This window comes from Paenibacillus aquistagni, from assembly GCF_900177815.1.
Classification (GTDB): Bacteria; Bacillota; Bacilli; order Paenibacillales; family Paenibacillaceae; genus Paenibacillus_B; species Paenibacillus_B aquistagni.
The window spans coordinates 1-22,219 of record NZ_FXAZ01000012.1 but is presented as its reverse complement, the minus strand read 5'-3'; the positions used below and the strand labels follow the sequence as shown (position 1 = coordinate 22,219).

The following is a 22,219-nucleotide window of genomic DNA, read 5'->3' as shown; positions in this document are numbered from 1 at the left end:
TTTATCAACCGCATCCTGTCCGACAATTCCGGCCTACTCGAGCATAAGAAAAGCCTCTGCAGGTATTCTACAGAGGCATCACGAGCGAATGATGTGCAGGCAAACTACACACCCTCGCACTCCTTCTATTCGAACACCTCGGTAGGAGATTAAGCCTTGCGGCACCTACTGTCTACGGTACGATTATTCAATGTTAGATCACGTTGTTCACAACAACTTCATAAGAGTACCACGATCCATCGACGATTGTCAACAGATTCCGTGACTTACCAATTGAGACTGAAATCTTAACGGTAAGAAGTTGTGTTTACACGTGCTGCCGGTCCCATCGTAGAAGAAACAGAAATGTTCTTCAGATATACACCTTTTGCAGAAGCTGGCTTCGCACGGTTCAATGCATCAACCAATGATTTCAAGTTTTCGTTCAACTTGTCAGCATCGAAGGATACTTTACCGATAGGTGCATGGATTTGACCTGCTTTGTCCAGACGGTATTCGATTTTACCAGCTTTGATTTCTTGAACAGCTTTAGTAACGTCGAAAGTAACCGTACCGGCTTTAGGGTTAGGCATGAGACCTTTACCACCGAGGATACGTCCCAATTTACCTACTTCACTCATCATGTCTGGTGTTGCTACGCAGACATCGAATTCGAACCAGCCTTGTTGGATTTTGTTGATGAGATCTTGATCTCCAACATAGTCCGCACCAGCTGCTTCTGCTTCTTTTGCTTTATCGCCTTTAGCGAAAACGAGTACGCGTTTTGTTTTACCTGTTCCATGAGGAAGGACAACAACACCACGAACTGCTTGGTCTTGCTTACGAGGGTCTACACCCAAGCGAACAGCTACTTCAACTGTTTCGTCGAATTTAGCTACTGCTGCTTTTTTTACCAACTCAATTGCTTCAGCTGGCTCATATACTGCATCTTTATCGATAAGCTTTGCAGCTTCGATATACTTTTTACCGCGTTTAGCCATTTGTATTTCCTCCTTTGTGGTATTAACGGATAAACCTCCCACAGTATAAGAAGACTACGAATTAGTCTTCGATTACGATACCCATGCTACGAGCTGTACCTTCAACCATGCGCATTGCTGCTTCCACAGTTGCTGCGTTCAAGTCTTCCATCTTCGTTTGAGCGATTTCTTGAACAGCGCTGCGTTTTACTGTAGCTACTTTTTTCTTGTTAGGTTCGCCGGAACCCTTCTCGATTTTAGCCGCTTTTTTCAGCAATACTGCAGCTGGCGGAGTTTTTGTGATAAATGTGAAGGAACGGTCCTCGAATACAGAGATCTCAACAGGAATAATCAATCCTACTTGCTCTGCAGTTCTCGCGTTAAATTCCTTCGTGAACGCCATAATGTTCACACCCGCTTGACCCAATGCAGGACCAACTGGTGGTGCAGGATTCGCCTTCCCTGCAGGAATTTGCAATTTCACAACTTTAATGACTTTTTTCGCCACGTCGTGCACCTCCTTACGCTAATTAAGTGGGCGGAATGATTCCTAACCCACGCTTAAGAAACCTATACAAGATCTATTAAATCTTCTCCACTTGATGGTAATCCAGTTCAAGCGGGGTTTCTCTACCAAACATGTTAACGTGAACTTTAAGCTTCTGCTTTTCCGTCACAATCTCTTCGACTGTACCTACAAAGTTGGCAAAAGGACCGACTTTAATACGCACAGACTCCTTGAGATCGAATTCAACTGAAGGTCTCGGCTCTTCCATCCCCATAGTCTTGAGGATTTGCTCCACTTCTTCAGGAAGCAGCGGAATAGGCTTGGACCCCGAACCGGTAGAACCGACAAAACCAGTGACCCCTGGCGTATTGCGAACAACATACCAAGACTCATCTGTCTGAATCATTTCCACAAGTACATACCCCGGGTAAACTTTACGCATAACGGTCTTTTTCTTCCCGTCTTTGTTCACCACTTCTTCTTCCATCGGAACAAGAACGCGGAATATCTTGTCTTCCATACCCATGGATTCTACACGCTTCTCCAAATTCGCCTTAACCTTGTTTTCATACCCGGAATAGGTATGAACAACATACCATCTTTTTTCCATTATTCAGGCCACCTTGGGACTTATATTAGATAATCGCTTCGACGATCGCAGAAATCCCGATGTCCAACACCCAAAAATAAAGCGCAACAAACACGACCGTGCAAAGTACTACAATCGTATAACTTGTAAGCTCTTTACGGTTAGGCCAGCGAACTTTCTTTAACTCGCCCCAACTGTCTCCAAAGAAGGAAAACATCGAACCGAAACTTTGTTTCATCTTACCTAAGAAAGCCACGGACTACCCCTCCTCTGACTTATCTTGTTTCGCGATGTGCAGTTTGCTCGTTGCAGAATTTACAATACTTCTTCAACTCGATGCGGTCTGGGTGATTACGCTTATTCTTCGTAGTTGTATAGTTGCGTTGTTTGCAATTCGTGCAAGCCATCGTAATAATAACGCGCATGTTGTACACCTCCTGAAAGACACCACTATTAGATAAGAAGCGCCAAAAAATTAACCTAAAACGTACGCAAATTTAGGGCTACCTGATACACTTTATCACACTGGTACTGTTGTGTCAATGAAAAGATGCCCTCCCCGTGGGGGATCACGCCCTTTTACTCTACCATAAGTGGGTGTACAAACACAAAGGAAATGATCGTTAATTCCATTCTAATTTCTGCGATCGATACTATGAATCAGTATAGGAAAACGCCTTGGTTGTTAAACCTTTTCACTCTAAAAAGTGTGTTGTTCATGTTTTATTGTAAGTATTCCTCTTATTCTAGCAAAAAAACCGCACTCCGTCTAAAAACGGAAAATGCGGTTTGGTGTAGATATACATCACTATCATGCTTTATTCCTGCCCGCCGTCGCGGACTTCAAGATATCGCTCCAGCTTGCGCTTCACACGCTGCAGCGCGTTATCAATGGACTTTACGTGTCGATCAAGGTCAACGGCAATCTCTTGATAAGAGCGGCCATCCAAATAGAGCATCAGCACCTTGCGCTCCAGATCACTCAAGATCTCAGACATCTTGTCTTCTAGACCTACGAATTCCTCGCGATTAATAATTAGCTGTTCGGGATCGGATACTCGAGAGCCGCCGATAACGTCAAGCAAAGTTCGATCGGAGTCTTCTTCGTAAATCGGCTTGTCCAAGGAAACATATGAGTTCAGGGGAATGTGCTTTTGACGGGTGGCTGTCTTGATGGCTGTAATGATCTGTCTTGTAATGCAGAGCTCTGCGAAAGCTTTGAATGAGGCAAGCTTGTCACCGCGGAAATCACGAATCGACTTGTACAGGCCAATCATGCCTTCTTGTACAATATCCTCTCGATCCGCACCAATCAAAAAATAAGAGCGGGCCTTCGCGCGTACAAAGTTACGATACTTATGAATCAGATACTCCAGCGCATCGCCATCACCTTCACGAACCGCCTCCACAAGCTGCTCATCCGTTAACCTGTCGTGTGGAAACGTGCTTATTTCTTTTAGGTTAACACTCACTAGCAATCCCTCCGGCCTGCAACGCGATCTATCGTCACACAAGATAATTCTCTGTCCACTCTCCACATATGTACAAGCCCTTATAACAGGGTTGTTCTCTATCATCCAACAGGAAACATCCGTACCCTTTACGATCTAGCAGTCCAATCATGACAAAAATGATAGATTCAGTATATATGAGTTTGTCTAACAGCGTCAACCGCGCGGTTAACCAATTTTGACGAAAATAATTACCTTTCCTGCCTAAAATGAGGAATTATTTGGAATCTTCTTGATTTCCACGACGCATACGTTCAAGCTTCAACAGCACATCCAGGCTTAACTTATCTTCAAGAGGATTGCGTTTAAGCGGCTTTTGCGCACGCTCTTTGATCTGGGACTCCACCTCTCGCTTCGCTTGCGCAATCACAAGCTTCAGCTCTCTTGCCGAGATGCGAAGCGCACCCTGAGCAAAGATCACATGCTGTTCAATCAGGTCAGAAGTGGCCACGTAGATTTGGCGTCTACGATGCCTCAGTTCTCGAACAAGCCGTTCAATGCATTCATCCGCCGTCTCTTTTTCTTTGGTAAAATATACTTGTATCTCTCTTTGCTTATAAGAAACACCAAGCCCCGGTACGCGGTAAGCATCGAAGATAACAACAACTCTTCTTCCGGAATAGGCTTGATAATCAGCAAGCATGTCAAGCAGTTGGTCTCTTGCTTCTTCTAAATTCGCCTGGGAGAGCTGCTTTAGCTCCCCCCAAGCGCCAATCATGTTGTAGCCATCCACGAGCAGGATATCCCGCCAATCCTCCGCTTTCACCATAAGGGCTAATCCCGGCGGCGGCGCACGACCTCATACATGAAGATTCCCGCAGCTACCGATGCATTCAAGGAGTTGATTTGGCCTGACATTGGCAGCTTCAAGAGGACGTCGCAGGACTCTCGAATCAAGCGGCCCATCCCTTTATTCTCATTTCCGATCACAATGGCTACAGGAGAATCAAAGATATTGGCATCATAAATCTCCTGTTCCGCTGTAACATCTGTTCCCACAATCCATACCCCGCGTTCCTTGAGCTCCTCGATCGTTTGAGCGAGGTTGGTCACGCGTGCAACTGGAACATACTCCACAGCTCCAGCAGAAATCTTGGAGACCGTCGCCGTTAAGCCAACGGATCGGCGCTTCGGAATAATGACGCCATGCACCCCCGTACAGTCTGCCGTACGGAGCATAGATCCCAAGTTGTGCGGATCTTCGATCTCATCTAGGATAAGGAGAAATGGCTTCTCTCCACGCTCATTCGCACGATTTAGAATATCATCCACTTCAACATATGCATAAGCAGCCACCTGAGCAACAACGCCTTGATGCTGTATGCCTTCTGCCATTTGATCAAGCTTGCGCTTGTCCACATTTTGCACAACAATGCCAGCCTTTTTCGCCTCGGCAATAATCGGCTGCGTCAGGTGCTTTTGCGCTTGATCAGCGATCCAGATCTTATTGATCGTGCGTCCGGATCGCAATGCCTCCATAACCGAGTGTTTTCCGGCAATTAACTCTTCTTGCATGCTTAACCTCCTCCTGCTGATTCAACAGCAGTTCCGTCCATCATTCTTCGTTGTATATTCTACCGTTCATCCTCGTGAACACGCTCTTCAAAAAGGACAGCAGCAATCTCACGGAGACGATCCAGCTTATTCTCCATATATAAATACCCGACCAGCGCCTCAAGAGCAGTCGCCTGCCGATAGTCGTTCACATCCGCATTCTTAGGCACTTGTGACTTGGCGTTACGTCCTTGCCTTACAACGTTGGCCTCTTCCTCTGACAAACGATCCATCAGCTTGCCCAGCAGCTTGGCTTGAGCCTTGGCTGAGACATAGCTGATCGCTTCGCGATGCATATGATGCGGACGGTGATTCGGTTGTGACAAGATCCACTGCCTCACCATGACTTCGTAGATGGCATCACCGATGTAGGCAAGTGTGATCGGATTCATCTGCTGACTTGGCTTGGAGGGAGGATAGGGAAACATCCATCCCTCTGCCAAATCTATCGTTGTGTCCTTCATTAGCCCTCTCCTATCCAAGCTTACACTCTCTTCCAGCGGACGCCCTGCGGCGTATCTTCAAGCACAATGCCTTTAGCGGTCAGCAGATCACGGATCTCATCCGCACGCGCCCAGTTCTTCGCCTTTCTTGCATCTGTGCGTTCTTGAATCAATTGGTCAATCTCTTCATCGAGCAGCTCTTCTGCTTGTTCCATGACTAGACCCAGCACATCATTCATCGCCTCAAAGGTATCATGTAAGAGCAATAGATCAGAAACGGCAACATGCTCGCCTTTTTTCTGAATATATACATTCGCCTCACTAGCCCATTCAAACATTGCCGTAATCGCATCCGCCGTATTGAAGTCATCCTGCATCTTCGCATCGAAGGCTTCCAGTATCTCCGCCATCTTCGCTTCGAGCGCTGCTTCCGGCTCCCCGCCTTGCTCTCTTGCCTCATCAACGGTGCCTGCGCCAGCGGACTGAAGCGCATGCTTCACATTGCCATAGGCATTCGCAAGACGCTCCTGCGAATTAACCGATTGCTGCATGGCTTCATCGGTGAAGTTCAATGGATTGCGATAGTGTGTTGACAGCATGAAGTAGCGAATGGCTGCCGGGTTGTAGGCTGTACGCAAGTCTTTAACCAATACGCCGTTATTCAGTGATTTGGACATCTTCTCGTTATTAATATTAATATAACCATTATGCATCCAAATGCTTGCAAGCGGCTTGCCTGTCACGCATTCGGATTGTGCTAATTCGCATTCATGGTGAGGGAATTGAAGGTCTTGACCTCCACCGTGAATATCCAGCGTATCCCCTAAGTATTGTTTGGCCATCGCCGAGCATTCAATATGCCAGCCTGGGCGTCCCTCTCCCCACGGACTAGGCCATGCAATCTCGCCTGGCTTAGCCGCTTTCCACAACACAAAGTCCTGCGCGTCTTGCTTGCGCGCATCGACCTCAATGCGAATGCCAAACTGCAGTTCATCGAGATTCTGATGAGACAGCTTGCCGTATTCCGGGAACTTCTTCGTATGGAAGTATACATCTCCGCCTGACTCGTACGCGAAACCCTTCTCAACAAGTTCCCCAATGAATTCGATAATCTGATCCATATGCTCCGTTACACGAGGGTTCATCGTCGCACGCTTCACGCCAAGCGCATCCGTGTCCGCATAATAGGCATCAATAAAGTGGCTAGCCACTTCCGGCACGGGCAGCTGCATCTCCTTCGCTTTGTTAATCAGCTTGTCATCAACATCTGTGAAGTTCATGACATAATTAACCTCATAGCCAGTCGTCTCCAAATAGCGGCGAACCACGTCGAATACGATCGCAGGCCTTGCATTTCCGATGTGAATATATCCGTATACCGTTGGTCCGCATACATACATATTAACTTTGTCAGGATGCTGCGGCTCCAATGGTTTCTTTTGACGCGAAAGCGTATCATAAATGTGCAATGTCATACGCGTATGACCTCCTTGGATTGTCCTGAGTTTGGGTCCGTGTTGTCTTTCCTTAGATCCTCATAAGCTTTGCGCAATGTCTTGAGCTCATCGTACAAGCGATGAATCTCATCTTCCAATGAACGCACCATATCTATCATCGGGTCAGGGAGATGCGCATGATTCAAACGATCAATTCGCATTCCGTCCCGCTTCACAATTCGCCCTGGAATGCCAACAACCGTACAGTTGGCCGGCACTTCTCTAAGCACCACAGAATTGGCGCCGATATTGGAGTTGTCGCCGATCCTGAAGGAGCCTAGCACCTTCGCACCTGATGCGATAACCACATTGTTGCCTACCGTAGGGTGACGCTTCCCTCTTTCTTTCCCTGTGCCGCCCAAGGTGACCCCCTGATAGATGACAACATTGTGCCCGATCTCACAGGTCTCCCCAATGACTACCCCCATGCCATGGTCGATAAACAATCGATCTCCGAGCTTGGCACCCGGATGGATCTCAATTCCGGTTATGAAACGGCTGAACTGTGAGATGATGCGGGCGAACGTATGCCACTTGCGACGATACAAACGATGGGCAATACGATGCATCCAGATTGCATGCAGACCAGAATACGTAAAAATGACCTCGAATCGGCTTCTTGCGGCCGGATCGTTTTCAAATACAGTTTGTATGTCGGATCGCATCCGTTGAAGTATACGTCCCATGACCTGACCCCCCATTTTCTTTGCTCAAAGCTCTATCTCTTCCTAAAGATGAAACCGTGATTCAAGTCTATTTTCTTGTCGCATGATGATCCGTGCTATCGTCCATTCCGCTGGCCATGCTGCTTTTGCTCCTAGCACCGCAATAACCAGTTCGCAGCATAAGCTGCCATTTTGTATAGACTCAAAGTTGTTCCTTGCAGATGATAACCAGCATTTTTTCTGCCTGAATGGTCAAAAAAAGCGCCCCTGCAGCCATGCTGCAGAGACGCTGTGCGCGGTCCCACTCTGCTTGAAAGAAAGATATCTCCCCTCTGTATCACCGCTTACACCACGTTGATAGGGGCATGCGAGACTCCGTTTTCTTTCCACTCTTCGTTCGGTAACGAGAACGACTCGTCACTCCCTACCTAGATTCACGGCAAACCTGCTTACACAGCTTTACACGCTATCTTGGTTCAGAAATGATGCTCACGGGTGCAATGCGTTCGTAGCCAGACAAGAAATGGCTCGCAGCTTGGATATGGTAAGAAGGATACTTCTTACCATCATCCAGCCATTATCTCTGGACATGCCTTCATGCTACACGCTCTCCCGCTCCATGCATGTATCGATATTGAGGCTTGCTGACAGCAAGCGCCACCTAAATCTTACTCGATCTTGACCTCAGTATACTGGAACAAGACTATAATTGACAATGCATTTTATGCGTTCTTAAGGCGATGAAGAACTTTGTCGCGTCCAAGCAGAACGATTGTCTCGTTAAGATCGCGTCCATGGGTCTGACCGGATACAGCTACGCGAACAGGCATAAACAATCCTTTGCCCTTTGCGCCTGTCTCCTTCTGGACTTCTTTGATCGCAGACTTCACAGTGTACACACTCCAGTCCGCTTGCGCCTCAAGCTTCGCATGAAGTGCAGCCAGCACGGCAGGAACCTGCTCTTCTTGAAGCACTGCCTTGCCCTCCTCTTCCACGACAAGCTCGTCGCGGAAGAACATATCAGAGAGCTCCACAATGTCGGATGCGCAATTCATCTGCTCTTGATACAGCTTCACCAGCGAAGCAGCCCAGGCTTCCTGTTCGGAAGACAGCTGTTCTGGTAAGCGTCCAGCCTTCTGAAGATGAGGAATCGCCAGCTTGGCAATGCGCTCAGGGTCAGCTTTTTTCATATATACATTATTAATATGATTCAATTTGTGTGTGTCAAATACAGCCGGACTCTTCGACAATCGATTCGCATCGAAGATCGAGATCAGCTCATCGCGCGAGAAGATCTCCTCTTCTCCTTCCGGAGACCAGCCAAGAAGTGCAATAAAGTTCATCATCGCTTCCGGCAGATAGCCAAGCTGATCATACTGCTCGATAAATTGAAGAATCGATTCATCGCGCTTGCTAAGCTTCTTGCGATTCTCGTTCACAATGAGCGTCATATGTCCGAAGATCGGCGCTTCCCAACCAAACGCTTCATAGATCATCAATTGGCGCAAGGTATTGGTAATATGGTCTTCACCGCGAAGCACATGAGACATCTTCATCAGATAATCATCGATAACGACAACGAAGTTGTACGTTCCAATGCCATCCTTCTTAATGATGACCCAATCCCCAGTCGTATCGGATTCAAAAGTAATCTCGCCCTTCACCAAATCGTTGAAGGTATAAGAGCGGCCTTCTGGTACCAAGAAGCGAATGCTGGCCTGGCGGCCTTCCGCTTCCTTGGCAGCACGCTCTTCTGCTGACAAGTGGCGGCACGTTCCGCTATACTTCGGCGTCTCGCCGCGAGCTAGCTGTTCCTCTCGCTCTGCTGCAAGCTCTTCTTCTGTACAATAGCACGGATAAGCAAGCCCGCGATCCATCAAGTCCTGCGCGTATTTGCTGTAAATCTCAATGCGTTCCGTTTGACGGTACGGGCCGTATTCTCCCCCGACATCAATGCTCTCATCCCAGTCCATGCCGAGCCATTTCATATAATTAAACTGGTTCTCTTCTCCACCAGCTACATTGCGCTTTACATCCGTATCTTCAATACGAACAATAAATGTCCCGCCATGATGGCGAGCAAACAAATAGTTGAACAACGCCGTACGCGCATTCCCAATATGTAGATGTCCTGTAGGACTTGGAGCGTACCGTACTCGGATGTCTTTGTTCATGATCTCATATCCCTCCGTACATTCCTTATCATCGACCTATCATACCATATCGCGAATTAAGCAGACAACCGCTTGTGCAGCGATTCCCTCGCCTCTTCCCGCGAAGCCAAGCTTCTCTGTCGTTGTTGCTTTTACATTAACTTGCGCAGCATCTGCTTCCAGAATACGAGCAATATTGTCTACCATTTGCGGGATGTAAGGCAGCATCTTCGGCTGCTGTGCAATAATCGTACAATCCACATTGCCAAGCTTATAGCCTCGCTCCTTGGCCAGATTCCATACATGCTCCATCAGCTTCACGCTGTCAGCATCTTTATATGCTGGATCGGTATCCGGGAAGTGCTTGCCGATATCCCCAAGCGCCAGCGCGCCAAGCACTGCATCACTAACGGTATGAAGCAGAACGTCTGCATCAGAATGCCCAAGCAGCCCCTTTTCATAAGGAATCGTAACGCCGCCTATAATACACGGTCGCCCCTCCACCAACTGATGCACATCGAAGCCTTGTCCTACACGAATCATCATCCAACTCTCCCTTATAATCTACAATAATGACGTGCGCGCCAACCACCATTCCGCGAACCATAGATCTTCTGGCGTGGTCAGCTTCACATTGGAATAATCCCCTTCGACAACCCGAACAGTAACACCCATCTGCTCCACAAGCATAGCATCATCCGTTCCTGTGCGATCACACCTTCTCGCTTCATGATGCGCCTTCATGACGACGTCAAGACGAAAAGCTTGTGGCGTCTGAATCGCCCACAAGCTGTTACGGTCTGGTGTCGCTGTAATCACACCATGCTCATTCACCTGCTTGATCGTGTCCTTGACCGGCACGGCAAGAACAGCTGCGCCATGCGCATGCGCGGCCTCACAGCAGGCTCTAATATGCGATTGTTGAACAAATGGCCTCACGCCGTCGTGAATGAGGACTAGCTCAAGTCCGTAGGACTCGATGGCCTTCAGTCCTTCGTATACCGAGTCTTGGCGTTCCTTCCCGCCTGCTCGAATATCGCGCACCTTAGTTAGTCCATACTGCTTCACCCATGCCTGACAGCGCGCACGGTCCTGTGCGCCTGTCACCAAGACGATGCTCTCACATTCCGGTGCGGCTTGAAACACCTCAAGTGTATGTACAAGAACAGGCTTGTCCTGAAGCAGCAGATACTGCTTGCTCTCCGTCGTCCCCATGCGGGTCCCTTTGCCTGCGGCAACTACAACGACGCCAAACCGCTGTTTCATGACTAATAAACCTCCATGATGATCATCTATCATCATCATACCTGTTTATTGTGCTTTTTCCAACAGTTTCGGCTTTGCAAATATCATCCGGCCTGCTGAGGTTTGCAGCACGCTTGTCACGAGAACCTCCATCGTATTGCCGATGTATTCCCGACCACCCTCTACCACAATCATCGTCCCGTCATCCAAATACGCGACTCCCTGACCATGTTCTTTGCCGTCCTTGATCACCTGAACAACGATTTCTTCTCCTGGCAGGACCACCGGCTTAACGGCATTGGCGAGATCATTAATATTGAGCACAGATACCCCTTGCAGCTCGCATACTTTGTTCAAGTTGAAGTCATTGGTGACGACTTTGCCCTTCAGGAGCTTCGCCAGCTTGACAAGCTTGCTGTCCACCTCGGAGATTTCTTCGAAGTCTCCCTCATAGATGAGCACTTTCACCTCAAGCTCCTTTTGGATCTTGTTCAAAATATCGAGTCCCCGGCGTCCGCGATTACGCTTCAGCAGATCTGAGGAATCCGCTATATGCTGCAGTTCTTCCAGCACAAATTCCGGAATGACAATGGTCCCTTCAATGAACCCTGTTTTGCAGATGTCCGCAATTCGTCCATCGATAATGACACTTGTATCGAGAATCTTATGCTCCTCGAAGCCCATGCTGCTCTTTGTTTCTGCTTCAGGAGCTTTGCGTGATAAGCCACTCACCCATGCTGCAATATCATACTCCTTCCACCGAGCAACCTGAAGACCAATCATTCCACAAGTTAACGTTAGGATAACCGCAAGCAATTGACCAATGATCCCAAATGGACCCAATAAAGGCATAACGAGCGCTGCAAAGCACAGCCCGACTAAAAGTCCGCTAGTGTTGATAATAATCTGTGATGGAGACATCTCCACAATTCGCATCTGCCAAGAACGCCATGCACGGCCTGCTGGTGCTGATAGCATGTGGCACATTAGCATTGCTAGGATCGCGCCCCCCATTGCCCACCAAATTCGACCTGACGTCCATCCACTCGCGGCATAAGACCATTCCGTCGTCCGAACAAATATCATCGAATGCAATTCCATCCCACTCCAAGCCCCAATAACACCGGATGCTACCATCATGGTGCGTTTGAACATGAACGTCCACCTCCTTATATCTTCATTCATTCTTTAGCATTATGGCCCAATGAATGCTGGCTTAATCCTAGAGGTCCGTTTTTTTCCATTTGCTGCAGGTTGTAAAATGGGAATTATTAGTTTTATAATAAAGTGGTATGAACAATACCCAACGACAGCTTATTCATGTGCGCGGGCACCCCCGCAGCACCACTTAAAGAATAGAGGTGGATGTGAAATGAGCACTTCCAATTTGCAAACGTTTCAAGATCAAGTAGCCGACCTATTGCTTCGGCACCGCAGTCTTCTTGATGTTCTATCCAAACATGGGCAATCCGAGGCCGCTGTCAATCGAGCGGTAACCAAAGCAATCACGGAGTGCGGCTGTCTAGAGCTTCATGCTAAAAGACAACCTTATGAAACGAATATGGATGTGACTCAAGCCCAGCAGTCTTTGGAATCCCATATTCATGGCCAGCTCTGCGAGAACTGTAACGATGTCATTCGCGCCGAGCTTGGAAAGCATTTGTTCTATACCTCTGCGTTATGCAACCTGCTCGACATCCAGCTCGATGAGGTAATCAAGCAGGAATCAAGCAAGTGTTCTACGCTTGGCATCTTCAACCTTTCATAGTTTGAAAGGGCTTTATCGCATGCATAGCATGGCTTGTTGCTTCGCAGTTGATCAAGTATCTCCTGACGATCCATCAGCTTGTCAGCACTAACTTAACGAACTTGACAGTAATGCAAGCCCAAGGATATAACATGATCGTTGTACGCAAAAAAGCACCCGTTCCCAAGGAACAGGTGCTTTATTTGGCTTGCATTTATGCTATGGATGTTTGGACTCTGCCAACTCATCCGTTTTTTTGCTTTTCTTGCCGCGCCGGATGATCATTCTAACGTTTTTTTTTAATCCAAGAAGGGCATACAGCACAAGCGGCACGAAGATCAGTTTCGGTGTTTGGTCTGGCTTCCACACGGCAACAGCGACAGCAGCCGCAATCACAATCGGTGTAATCCAGATTGCTTTCTTCGGAATTCCGACTTTTTTGAAGTTCGGATATCGAACTGTGCTAACCATCAAGTAGGACAGCAGCAGGACACCAACGATCAGATACGGTACAGCAATACTGTCATGGAATAAGGCCAGGGTTGCAAGCACACCGCCCGCTGCAGGAATCGGCAGTCCTGTAAAGTAGCCAGGAACCCCATCCACAACGTTGAAGCGCGCCAAGCGAAGCGCTCCACAGATCGGGAAGATTGCAGTCGCTGTCCATGCCAATGCTGGATTAATCTCGGTAAACGCACATACATACATCACAAATGCCGGTGCAACACCAAATGAAATGATGTCTGATAATGAATCCAGTTCCTTTCCAAACTCACTTTGAACATTCAAAGCCCGAGCTACTCGACCATCCAGACCGTCAAGAAGCATGGCGATGATCACCATCAGCGCAGCCCAGCTGTAATTATCATTAAACGCAAACATAATAGAAATAATGCCAAGGAACAAGTTACCGATAGTAAATAGGTTCGGAATGGACTTTGTAATCATAGGTTCACCTCTAATTTTACTATGCCCAACGATCAATGTTTCATTTTAGGAAATTTATATCTGCCTGTCGATAAATACTTGTTCCTGAATACGCTTCAATCCTTCTTTGATCGTTCGAGCACGTACTTCCCCAATACCATCGACTTCATCCAGTTCCTCGATGGTTGCCATCATGACTTTAGGGAGGGTTGAGAAATTATCCACAAGATTCGAAATGACGACGTTCGGCAGCCGCGGAATCTTATTCAACACGCGATAGCCGCGCGGCGAGATGGAATCGTCGTGTGCGTTGCTGGTCACTGGATACCCCAGGATGCGAATGAGATGGTTCGTATCCAGCAGTTCGTCGTCATTCAGCTTCTTCAGCTGAACGAAGATATCGCGGATCTTATCATCACTTGGATCTTTGGCGTAGTCTTTAAAGAGCAGCCAAGCATCATCTTCGGTATTGCTGACCAATTCCTCAAGCTGCATACTAATAAGCCGGCCTTCGGTGCCAAGCTCGTTTATGTATCGCTTGATCTCCATCTTAATACGTAATACCATCTCTACACGTTGCATAACATTTACGACATCATACAACGTGACCAATTCCTCGAACTCCGAGGCGGTCAGATTGGTGAGGCCTTGAACGAGCACAGCCTTATATTTTTCAAGCGTTTGAATTGCTTGGTTTGCCTTCGTAAGAATGACGCCCATATCCTTAAGCGCATAACGCAGGCTGCCTTGATACAAGGTGATAACGTTGCGCCGCTGGGAAATGGATACGACAAGCTTTCCGGTTTGCTTCGCGACCCGCTCCGCCGTACGGTGACGAATCCCCGTCTCAATCGACGGGATCGAGGAGTCTGGAATCAGCTGAGTGTTGGCATAAAGGATTCGTTTGAGATCCTCGCTAAGAATAATCGCTCCGTCCATCTTGGCCAGCTCATATAAATAGCTTGGCGAAAAATCGCAGTTGATGGAGAAGCCTCCATCTACAACCTCCATGACTTCTGGGCTGTAGCCCACAACGAGCAGTGCACCTGTCTTTGCACGGAGAACGTTCTCAAGTCCATCTCTGAAGGCCGTGCCTGGTGCCACGAGCTTGAGCAGATCATTCATAATCTCTTGTTGCGTTTGTGATTCTTTCATCTATATTCTAAGCCCCCTAACCTAATGCTGCAGTTAACGCTTCTGCAACGGTTTGTACCCCGATAATTTCGATCTGCTTAGGAGGCGTCCAACCGCGAAGACTGCTCTCCGGCATTATGATGCGCTTAAAGCCAAGCTTCTCCGCTTCCTTCACGCGCTGTTCTGCTCGAGACACCGCTCGAACCTCTCCTGTCAAGCCTACTTCGCCAAGAACCACATCAAATGGCTGTGTAGGCATATCGCGAAAGCTTGAGGCAATCGCTACTGCAATCGCGAGATCGACTGCCGGCTCATCGAGCCTCATGCCGCCTGCGACGTTCACATATGCGTCTTGGTTTTGCAAAAACATGCCCATCCGCTTCTCCAACACAGCAATAATGAGTGCCAATCGGTGATGGTCGATTCCTGTAGCGGTCCGTCTCGGCGATGGGAAGTTTGTCGCTGCAACCAAAGCCTGCATCTCGACCAGCACGGGACGAGTCCCTTCCATGCTGGCCACCACAATGGATCCTGACACCCCAAGCGGCCGCTCCTGTAAAAAGAGCTCTGATGGATTCTTTACTTCACGAAGTCCGCTCTCCATCATTTCGAAGATGCCCATCTCATTCGTGGAGCCAAAGCGATTCTTCACTGCGCGCAGAATCCGATAGCTGTGATGACGCTCTCCTTCAAAATAGAGCACGCAATCCACCATATGCTCAAGCATCCGGGGTCCCGCAATAGCGCCTTCCTTCGTCACATGGCCAACAAGCACAGTTGCAATCCCTCTGCCTTTAGCGATGCGCATAAATGCACTTGTACATTCACGAACTTGCGATACACTGCCTGGTGCTGATTCTACCGATGGCTGATATACGGTCTGAATGGAGTCAATAACCAGAAAGTCCGGTTTCATCAGGTCGATCGCTTCCTCGATATACTGCAAGTTGGTCTCGCTCAGGACAAATAATTGTTCAGAAAGCTTGCCGAGCCGATTCGCCCGAAGCTTCGTCTGCCTTAAAGATTCTTCGCCGGAAACGTAGAGAACTTTGAGCCCTGTGCCTGCAAGGGCATTAGAGGATTGAAGAAGTAAGGTGGACTTGCCGATCCCAGGATCTCCGCCAACTAGAATAAGCGAGCCTGGTACGATCCCTCCGCCCAGCACACGATCAAGCTCGCCAAATGTTGTGCTTAACCTAGGCTCTTGGCCACTTTCTATATGTATGATCGCCTGTGGCTTTTCTTTCGTTTGGGTTAGAGAAGATTGCACCCCTGCGGTTTTGATAATGGTTTCCTTTTCCTCTACCATTGTGTTCCATTCATTGCAGCCAGGGCATTTCCCCATCCACTTGGGCGACTCATAGCCGCACTCCGTACAGTAAAATTTCGTTTTCACTTTGGCCATTGCCAGCCTTCACTCCTTCAATTACTTAATCAATCTGAAACGATCATCGCTAACACCTGCATTCATGTCATGTCGCTCCAGGTTCTCATGTTGGAAGAGAAGGGAAAGACCAGCAGATGACTCTTGAGAATCCCCGAAAAATCTGTCAATCTCAAGTTTACCATTTTTGACGATTCGAGGAAAGGCAGAACCCAAAAAAACGGGCCCAAAAAGGGCCCGCTTTCAACTACTAATATATGGTTTAACGTTCTTTATGGCTTTTAAGTCGAAGCTGGTGTCGTTTCAACTGGTGCAGTTTGGCTGCGTTCCACAATAAGCTGACCTTCGCGCTCATCGATTAGAACATTATCGCCTTTGCTAATTTCACCTTTGAGCAGCTCTTCTGACAAGCGATCCTCAATATGCTTTTGAATAGCACGACGCAGTGGACGTGCGCCATAAGCCGGATCATAGCCTTCCTTGGCCAAGAACGCCTTTGCATTTTCTGTCAAGGCAAACGCAATGCCTTGTTCATTGAGTCGCTTCTTCAAATCATCGACCATCAGGGTGACAATCTCCCCGATGTGCTTCTCATCCAAGGAGTGGAATACGATGATCTCATCAATACGGTTCAGGAATTCAGGACGGAAGCTCTTCTTCAGCTCATCCATTACTTTATCCTTCATGTTGTTGTAATCACGGCCTGCATCATCAGAAGCGGTAAAGCCAAGCGTCTTGTTGCGCTTAATCGCCTCTGCCCCTACGTTCGATGTGAGGATGATCAGGGTATTGCGGAAGTCTACGACGCGACCTTTGGAGTCTGTCAAGCGTCCATCCTCAAGCACTTGCAGCAAGATGTTGAATACCTCAGGGTGAGCCTTCTCAATCTCATCCAAAAGAACAACGGAATATGGCTTGCGGCGCACTTTCTCTGTCAATTGTCCGCCTTCTTCATAGCCCACGTATCCTGGAGGCGCTCCAACTAGACGAGCTGTAGAATGCTTCTCCATGTACTCGGACATATCAATGCGGACTACTGCATTCTCGTCTCCAAACATGGATTCCGCTAGCGCTCTTGCAAGCTCTGTCTTACCTACCCCTGTTGGTCCGAGGAAGATAAAGGAGCCCATTGGACGCTTCGGATCTTTGAGTCCTGCACGTGCACGGCGGATCGCACGGCTGACAGCCTTCACGGCTTCATCTTGGCCAATGACACGCTCATGTAGAATTTCTTCCATTTTGAGCAAACGATCCGTCTCTTCTTCCTTCAGCTTCACTACCGGCACTCCCGTCCAGTTCGCTACGATCTGTGCGATATCCTCTGGTGTAACCTCGGAGTCCATGCGGCCTTGTTTTTCTTTCCACTGATTACGAACGGTTTCAAGCTCTTCGCGCATCTTCTGCTCAGTATCACGCAGGGCAGCTGCTTTCTCGAACTCTTGGCTCTGAACAGCGGCATCCTTTTCCTTGCGGATATCTTCAAGACGCTGCTCCAGCTCTTTCAAATTAGGCGGAACCGTGTACGTATGCAGCCTTACTTTCGAGCTTGCTTCGTCAATAAGGTCAATCGCTTTGTCTGGCAAGAACCGATCTGTAATGTATCGGTCTGAGAGCTTCACTGCCGCTTCAATCGCTTCATCCGTAATCTTAACGCGGTGATGCGCTTCATAGCGGTCACGCAAGCCGCTTAGAATCTGGATGGCTTCCTCAGGAGTCGGCGGATCAACCGTAATTGGCTGGAAGCGGCGCTCCAGAGCAGCATCCTTCTCGATGTACTTGCGATACTCATCAAGGGTTGTTGCCCCGATGCATTGCAGCTCACCACGCGCCAAGGACGGCTTCAGGATATTGGAGGCATCAATCGCGCCTTCAGCCCCGCCTGCTCCGATCAGTGTATGGAGCTCATCGATAAAGAGGATGATATTGCCCGCTTGACGGATCTCATCCATAATTTTTTTCAAACGATCTTCAAATTCACCGCGGTATTTCGTTCCGGCCACGACAGATCCCATATCCAACGTCATCACACGCTTGTCGCGCAATGTTTCTGGGATTTCATTTTGAATAATACGCTGTGCCAAGCCTTCTGCGATCGCTGTCTTACCGACCCCAGGCTCCCCGATCAATACAGGGTTGTTCTTGGTACGGCGGCTAAGCACTTGAATGACTCGCTCAATTTCCTTGCTGCGGCCGATCACCGGGTCCAGATTGCCTTCTTTTGCAATCGCAGTAAGGTCACGAGCCAAGCTGTCGAGCGTTGGCGTGCTTACATTTTGCGATGTGCCATGATGGCTCGATACTGCTTCACTGCTGCCAAGCAGCTGCAGCACCTGCTGACGTGCTTTATTCAAGCTGACACCCAAGTTGTTCAGCACGCGTGCAGCAACGCCTTCTCCTTCGCGAATCAGGCCAAGCAGAATATGCTCTGTGCCCACATAGGTATGGCCAAGCTTGCGTGCTTCATCCATGGATAGCTCAATTACTTTTTTCGCACGAGGCGTGTATGCAATATTGGTAGGCTGTTCCTGCCCACGACCAATCAAGGATTCCACTTCATCTTGAATTTTTTCGAGGCTCAAGCCAAGGGCAATAAGCGCTTTGGCTGCAATCCCTTCACCTTCACGAATAAGTCCGAGCAAAATATGCTCTGTACCAATATTGTTATGGCCTAAGCGTACAGCTTCTTCTTGTGCCAATGCCAGCACCTTCTGAGCGCGTTCTGTGAATCTTCCAAACATCATCGACTTGCACCTCCACATGATTTTATTGCATTGCTCTTATTGTCAACACATTGCGTTTAACCGTCTTGGTCTTCCTCTTGGTGAATTCGCTGGTTCTCATGACTGTTTTCTTTGCTTTTGGCTGTGCCTTTTGCCAATGTCTCACGAATCAATCTGGCTCGGTAAATATCCCGATCATCCGCATTCATCGGTTTGTTATAAATATGCTGCAAAAACCCAGGTTGAGTCATTACCATCAATTCATTCAACATAACAGGTGAAACTTCCTTCAACAATTGAAGATCTGATCCTAGACGAATATCAGATAACCGCTGTGCAGCCTCTTTGGAATCCATGATTGCCGCATGTTTTAAGATTCCGTAAGAACGGCATATGCGGTCTGTAAGCTTCGTCATGCTGCCCTGCTGCAGCTGTTCTCTAGCTGCCCGTTCATGCTCAATGATTTGCTTCACGACACCATACAAGTTCTCCATAATTTCTTCTTCCGACTGGCCAAGCGTGATCTGGTTGGATATCTGAAATAAGTTGCCAATTGCCTCGCTGCCTTCGCCATATAGTCCACGAACCGCGAGTCCAACTTGGTGAACGGCTTGCAGTATGCGATTGATCTGAGACGTTAACACCAGTGCCGGAAGATGCACCATGACAGATGCGCGAATCCCTGTGCCTACATTGGTTGGACAGCTGGTTAAGTATCCTCTCTTCTCATCAAAAGCGTAATCGATCTTAGATTCAAAGATATCATCGATATGACTTGCCGCTTCCCAGGCTTTATGAATTTGAAGCCCTGGGTATAAGCATTGAATGCGCAAATGGTCTTCTTCGTTCACCATAATGCTGATGGATTCATCTTTGCTAAGAATAAGACCGCCATTACGAGACTCATTAGCAAGATTAGGGCTGATCAAATGTTTTTCCACCAGCACTTGGCGTTCCATTTCATTTAACTCAGCCATCTTAACCGTTTCAAAAGGACCAAGCTTCGACAGCTCTGAAGATTGACCGACCTCCATAAGCCTTTCCATGGAATCAGCCGACTGCTGAGTCGTTGCAAGCAATGGAAACGGAATACCGTGCAGGTTGCGAGCAACTCGAATGCGACTGCTGATCACAATATCCGAATCAAGTCCCGTACCCCGCATCCAATCACTTATTGGTTGATTCATAAATGCTTGATTGGACATAGCCACATATTCCTCCTTACCCCAAAAGTAAATTTGTTACGCTTGCTCCGCATCAGATGGCCGTTTCATGGTCGTCTCTAGTTCTCGAATGCGGTCACGCAGCTCAGCAGCGACCTCAAACTGCTCCAGCTCAATGCTCTCCTGCAGCTTCTTGCGCAGATCTTCAAGCTCTCTTCGCTGATTCATAGCCACACCGCCGCGTTTTGGAATCTTCCCAACATGGACAACATTGCCGTGAACTCGTTTTAGAATCGGATCAAGCCGAGGACGGAAGGCCTGGTAGCATTCATCACAGCCGAATCGTCCCATCTTGCTGAACTGCTCAAAGGAGAGACCACAGTGGTCACACTTTAGCTTTTCTGGAGCTGGTTTGCTCGTTGAGAAGCCGTATAGACCGTTATGCAAGCTGCCGCTCGATTGATCCAGATTCATTAATCCTGACAGCAAATTATGAATAGAGAAGCCGTCATTCGCACCTTGGAGAATATCGCCTTTTTCTCGTGCGCAGCTCTCACATAGATGAAATTCAGTCTTCTGGCCATTTATGATCTTTGTAAAATGCAATGTCGCAGGTTTTTCCCCACATTGTTGACACATCATCTTGCATACCTCCTTCTCTACTATTGCACTTGAGTAACGAATTGTGCGATCACACGATTGCTTGATTTTGTACCTTGCCATAATGATCTATTAGGACGGTATCATGCACACCCTATGACTTGCCTAAAAGTGCAATCAGCATTGCTCGCAAGAGACGTGCGCGAAGCTCGTCTCGATAAGGAAGCTTGATATATAGGTTATCTCTCGATATAGCTGCACGAAGCAATTGCGCTTCACGTCGGGAGATCGTATTGCTTTCTTCCATTTGATAGATCAGCCCTTCTGCTGCATCCTGACCAATGTGTGTACCGATGGTGTCGCAGACATGGGCATGAATCACATGCTGCGCAGGCAACTGTATGCGCTGAATGCGTATATATCCTCCGCCGCCACGTTTGCTTTCCACTACATAACCTTTCTCCAGCGTGAAGCGCGTACTAATCACATAGTTAATCTGAGAAGGGACACAAGAGAACTGCTGGGCAAGGTCATTGCGTTGAATCTCAACATACCCTTCATGGCTGTTGACCAGTAATACCTTCAAGTGCTGTTCGATCATATCTGAAATATTGCGCATCTCTCTCCCTCCTTTCTATGCATCTATATTAGGTTTAACCCAATATGATGGGGGATTATTCGACTTTGACTATATTTATTGACTTTGACTTTCTTTGACCTTGATTTTATTATATTCTTCTTTGCTCACTTTGCCAATACCTCTAATGGAATTTCTGATGATTTATCTCATTAAATATATTTATGGGTATAAACACTTTTTCTTTACCAAGGATAAATATTTGCATGAAAAGAGATGTGGATAAGTACAGTTATTAGAAGAGTCAAAAAGTCGAAGAAGCCTTATGGATGTGAACAAATCATGACATTTCCACAACTGGTGGAAAATAAGTGGATAAGACTGTTTATAACGTTAAAGATTTAGCGCATAAAATGAGTAAAATAGCAGCTTTCTAAAACAATTTTGAATAATTTCAGATTGCCTTTTTAATTTTTTAGTTATCCACACTCTGTTTTGGTATGAATTTATATGAAAATACGTTATTGATCTTAAGACTAGTGTTGCTCTCTTTATTATTACCATCATCAGACTATACGAAGTGTGAAATAAGCAGCAGATGCAATTGGGGCGGATAATTCAGTCAGCTACGCATTATAGGGTCTTATTCGTAGAGTTACGTTACGTAGAAAATGAAGATTGCCATACACTGTGATTCAAAAAAAAAAGACAAAGAAAAACCCACTGATAGTTGTCAGTGGGTTTTTCCTGCTTGGCAACGTCCTACTCTCCCAGGACCCTGCGGTCCAAGTACCATCGGCGCTGAAAGGCTTAACGGTCGTGTTCGGGATGGGTACGCGTGGAA

At 47.6% G+C, this 22,219-nt stretch carries 23 protein-coding genes, 1 rRNA gene and 1 other annotated feature; of the genes, 1 reads left to right on the top strand and 23 read right to left on the bottom strand.

What is annotated here, in order from left to right; genetic code table 11:
* Window positions 1–37 precede the first annotated feature (37 nt).
* Window positions 38–196: a sequence feature (ribosomal protein L10 leader region), on the bottom strand.
* A gap of 91 nt (window positions 197–287) precedes the next feature.
* The 15 genes from rplA to B9Y93_RS23635 form a co-directional block, all read right to left on the bottom strand.
* Window positions 288–980 carry a 50S ribosomal protein L1 gene (gene rplA / locus B9Y93_RS23705; protein ID WP_085498966.1) on the bottom strand — a complete coding sequence of 231 codons (693 nt, stop codon included), beginning with the start codon at window positions 978–980 and terminating at the stop codon, window positions 288–290.
* Between the two features lie 61 nt (window positions 981–1,041).
* Window positions 1,042–1,467: a 50S ribosomal protein L11 gene (gene rplK / locus B9Y93_RS23700; RefSeq protein WP_085498963.1), complete on the bottom strand. Its 426-nt coding sequence runs from the start codon at window positions 1,465–1,467 to the stop codon at window positions 1,042–1,044.
* Window positions 1,468–1,543: 76 nt separating this feature from the next.
* A complete protein-coding gene (gene nusG / locus B9Y93_RS23695; RefSeq protein WP_085498961.1) occupies window positions 1,544–2,077 on the bottom strand; it encodes a transcription termination/antitermination protein NusG in 534 nt (177 codons plus the stop codon).
* Between the two features lie 25 nt (window positions 2,078–2,102).
* Window positions 2,103–2,294 (bottom strand): preprotein translocase subunit SecE, encoded by a 192-nt coding sequence (gene secE / locus B9Y93_RS23690; RefSeq protein WP_085499065.1) that lies wholly within the window; start codon window positions 2,292–2,294, stop codon window positions 2,103–2,105.
* Window positions 2,295–2,331: 37 nt separating this feature from the next.
* On the bottom strand, window positions 2,332–2,481 hold the full coding sequence (gene rpmG, locus B9Y93_RS23685) for a 50S ribosomal protein L33 (protein ID WP_085498959.1): 150 nt from the start codon (window positions 2,479–2,481) through the stop codon (window positions 2,332–2,334).
* A 393-nt stretch (window positions 2,482–2,874) separates the two neighbouring features.
* Window positions 2,875–3,528 (bottom strand): RNA polymerase sporulation sigma factor SigH, encoded by a 654-nt coding sequence (gene sigH / locus B9Y93_RS23680; protein WP_085498956.1) that lies wholly within the window; start codon window positions 3,526–3,528, stop codon window positions 2,875–2,877.
* Between the two features lie 256 nt (window positions 3,529–3,784).
* Window positions 3,785–4,336 carry an NYN domain-containing protein gene (locus B9Y93_RS23675; RefSeq protein WP_085498954.1) on the bottom strand — a complete coding sequence of 184 codons (552 nt, stop codon included), beginning with the start codon at window positions 4,334–4,336 and terminating at the stop codon, window positions 3,785–3,787.
* A gap of 5 nt (window positions 4,337–4,341) precedes the next feature.
* On the bottom strand, window positions 4,342–5,082 hold the full coding sequence (gene rlmB / locus B9Y93_RS23670) for a 23S rRNA (guanosine(2251)-2'-O)-methyltransferase RlmB (RefSeq protein ID WP_085498952.1): 741 nt from the start codon (window positions 5,080–5,082) through the stop codon (window positions 4,342–4,344).
* 59 nt (window positions 5,083–5,141) lie between these two features.
* On the bottom strand, window positions 5,142–5,585 hold the full coding sequence (locus tag B9Y93_RS23665; RefSeq protein ID WP_085498950.1) for a Mini-ribonuclease 3: 444 nt from the start codon (window positions 5,583–5,585) through the stop codon (window positions 5,142–5,144).
* Window positions 5,586–5,605: 20 nt separating this feature from the next.
* Window positions 5,606–7,039 carry a cysteine--tRNA ligase gene (cysS, locus tag B9Y93_RS23660; protein ID WP_085498948.1) on the bottom strand — a complete coding sequence of 478 codons (1,434 nt, stop codon included), beginning with the start codon at window positions 7,037–7,039 and terminating at the stop codon, window positions 5,606–5,608.
* On the bottom strand, window positions 7,036–7,746 hold the full coding sequence (gene cysE, locus B9Y93_RS23655; protein WP_085498946.1) for a serine O-acetyltransferase: 711 nt from the start codon (window positions 7,744–7,746) through the stop codon (window positions 7,036–7,038). Before cysE ends, cysS begins: the two co-directional genes overlap by 4 nt.
* 701 nt (window positions 7,747–8,447) lie before the next feature.
* Window positions 8,448–9,899 (bottom strand): glutamate--tRNA ligase, encoded by a 1,452-nt coding sequence (gene gltX / locus B9Y93_RS23650; RefSeq protein WP_085498943.1) that lies wholly within the window; start codon window positions 9,897–9,899, stop codon window positions 8,448–8,450.
* Window positions 9,900–9,938: 39 nt separating this feature from the next.
* Entirely contained in the window at window positions 9,939–10,421 is a 483-nt protein-coding gene (ispF, locus tag B9Y93_RS23645) for a 2-C-methyl-D-erythritol 2,4-cyclodiphosphate synthase (RefSeq protein ID WP_085498941.1), read from the bottom strand.
* A gap of 21 nt (window positions 10,422–10,442) precedes the next feature.
* On the bottom strand, window positions 10,443–11,144 hold the full coding sequence (gene ispD, locus B9Y93_RS23640; protein WP_085498939.1) for a 2-C-methyl-D-erythritol 4-phosphate cytidylyltransferase: 702 nt from the start codon (window positions 11,142–11,144) through the stop codon (window positions 10,443–10,445).
* Window positions 11,145–11,189: 45 nt separating this feature from the next.
* A complete protein-coding gene (locus B9Y93_RS23635) occupies window positions 11,190–12,278 on the bottom strand; it encodes a PIN/TRAM domain-containing protein (protein ID WP_085498937.1) in 1,089 nt (362 codons plus the stop codon).
* Window positions 12,279–12,495: 217 nt separating this feature from the next.
* Here B9Y93_RS23635 and B9Y93_RS23630 point away from each other — a divergent pair, with 217 nt between their 5' ends.
* Window positions 12,496–12,891: a nucleoside triphosphate pyrophosphohydrolase family protein gene (locus B9Y93_RS23630; RefSeq protein ID WP_085498936.1), complete on the top strand. Its 396-nt coding sequence runs from the start codon at window positions 12,496–12,498 to the stop codon at window positions 12,889–12,891.
* A 198-nt stretch (window positions 12,892–13,089) separates the two neighbouring features.
* Here B9Y93_RS23630 and pssA read toward each other — a convergent pair whose 3' ends face one another.
* The 8 genes from pssA to rrf all read right to left on the bottom strand — a co-directional run.
* Entirely contained in the window at window positions 13,090–13,818 is a 729-nt protein-coding gene (pssA, locus tag B9Y93_RS23625; RefSeq protein ID WP_085498934.1) for a CDP-diacylglycerol--serine O-phosphatidyltransferase, read from the bottom strand.
* A gap of 54 nt (window positions 13,819–13,872) precedes the next feature.
* Window positions 13,873–14,952: a DNA integrity scanning diadenylate cyclase DisA gene (gene disA / locus B9Y93_RS23620; protein ID WP_085498931.1), complete on the bottom strand. Its 1,080-nt coding sequence runs from the start codon at window positions 14,950–14,952 to the stop codon at window positions 13,873–13,875.
* Window positions 14,953–14,968: 16 nt separating this feature from the next.
* Complete coding sequence (gene radA, locus B9Y93_RS23615) at window positions 14,969–16,336, bottom strand: DNA repair protein RadA (protein ID WP_085498929.1); 1,368 nt, start codon at window positions 16,334–16,336, stop codon at window positions 14,969–14,971.
* A 260-nt stretch (window positions 16,337–16,596) separates the two neighbouring features.
* On the bottom strand, window positions 16,597–19,056 hold the full coding sequence (clpC, locus tag B9Y93_RS23610) for an ATP-dependent protease ATP-binding subunit ClpC (protein WP_085498927.1): 2,460 nt from the start codon (window positions 19,054–19,056) through the stop codon (window positions 16,597–16,599).
* 56 nt (window positions 19,057–19,112) lie between these two features.
* Window positions 19,113–20,240: a protein-arginine kinase McsB gene (gene mcsB, locus B9Y93_RS23605; protein ID WP_085498925.1), complete on the bottom strand. Its 1,128-nt coding sequence runs from the start codon at window positions 20,238–20,240 to the stop codon at window positions 19,113–19,115.
* 36 nt (window positions 20,241–20,276) lie between these two features.
* Window positions 20,277–20,840, bottom strand: coding sequence for a protein-arginine kinase activator protein McsA (mcsA, locus tag B9Y93_RS23600; protein ID WP_085498923.1), 564 nt, complete (start codon window positions 20,838–20,840; stop codon window positions 20,277–20,279).
* Window positions 20,841–20,952: 112 nt separating this feature from the next.
* Window positions 20,953–21,417, bottom strand: coding sequence for a CtsR family transcriptional regulator (locus B9Y93_RS23595; RefSeq protein WP_085498921.1), 465 nt, complete (start codon window positions 21,415–21,417; stop codon window positions 20,953–20,955).
* A gap of 707 nt (window positions 21,418–22,124) precedes the next feature.
* A 5S ribosomal RNA gene (rrf, locus tag B9Y93_RS23590) occupies window positions 22,125–22,219 on the bottom strand; the annotation flags it as partial.

Coding starts and splice junctions, on each gene's coding strand:
- rplA (WP_085498966.1), bottom strand. CDS start 980: ATGGCTAAACGCGGTAAAAAGTATATCGAAGCTGCAAAGCTTATCGAT.
- nusG (WP_085498961.1), bottom strand. CDS start 2,077: ATGGAAAAAAGATGGTATGTTGTTCATACCTATTCCGGGTATGAAAAC.
- secE (WP_085499065.1), bottom strand. CDS start 2,294: ATGAAACAAAGTTTCGGTTCGATGTTTTCCTTCTTTGGAGACAGTTGG.
- rpmG (WP_085498959.1), bottom strand. CDS start 2,481: ATGCGCGTTATTATTACGATGGCTTGCACGAATTGCAAACAACGCAAC.
- B9Y93_RS23675 (WP_085498954.1), bottom strand. CDS start 4,336: ATGGTGAAAGCGGAGGATTGGCGGGATATCCTGCTCGTGGATGGCTAC.
- rlmB (WP_085498952.1), bottom strand. CDS start 5,082: ATGCAAGAAGAGTTAATTGCCGGAAAACACTCGGTTATGGAGGCATTG.
- B9Y93_RS23665 (WP_085498950.1), bottom strand. CDS start 5,585: ATGAAGGACACAACGATAGATTTGGCAGAGGGATGGATGTTTCCCTAT.
- cysS (WP_085498948.1), bottom strand. CDS start 7,039: ATGACATTGCACATTTATGATACGCTTTCGCGTCAAAAGAAACCATTG.
- cysE (WP_085498946.1), bottom strand. CDS start 7,746: ATGGGACGTATACTTCAACGGATGCGATCCGACATACAAACTGTATTT.
- gltX (WP_085498943.1), bottom strand. CDS start 9,899: ATGAACAAAGACATCCGAGTACGGTACGCTCCAAGTCCTACAGGACAT.
- ispF (WP_085498941.1), bottom strand. CDS start 10,421: ATGATTCGTGTAGGACAAGGCTTCGATGTGCATCAGTTGGTGGAGGGG.
- ispD (WP_085498939.1), bottom strand. CDS start 11,144: ATGAAACAGCGGTTTGGCGTCGTTGTAGTTGCCGCAGGCAAAGGGACC.
- B9Y93_RS23635 (WP_085498937.1), bottom strand. CDS start 12,278: ATGTTCAAACGCACCATGATGGTAGCATCCGGTGTTATTGGGGCTTGG.
- B9Y93_RS23630 (WP_085498936.1), top strand. CDS start 12,496: ATGAGCACTTCCAATTTGCAAACGTTTCAAGATCAAGTAGCCGACCTA.
- pssA (WP_085498934.1), bottom strand. CDS start 13,818: ATGATTACAAAGTCCATTCCGAACCTATTTACTATCGGTAACTTGTTC.
- disA (WP_085498931.1), bottom strand. CDS start 14,952: ATGAAAGAATCACAAACGCAACAAGAGATTATGAATGATCTGCTCAAG.
- radA (WP_085498929.1), bottom strand. CDS start 16,336: ATGGCCAAAGTGAAAACGAAATTTTACTGTACGGAGTGCGGCTATGAG.
- clpC (WP_085498927.1), bottom strand. CDS start 19,056: ATGATGTTTGGAAGATTCACAGAACGCGCTCAGAAGGTGCTGGCATTG.
- mcsB (WP_085498925.1), bottom strand. CDS start 20,240: ATGTCCAATCAAGCATTTATGAATCAACCAATAAGTGATTGGATGCGG.
- mcsA (WP_085498923.1), bottom strand. CDS start 20,840: ATGATGTGTCAACAATGTGGGGAAAAACCTGCGACATTGCATTTTACA.
- B9Y93_RS23595 (WP_085498921.1), bottom strand. CDS start 21,417: ATGCGCAATATTTCAGATATGATCGAACAGCACTTGAAGGTATTACTG.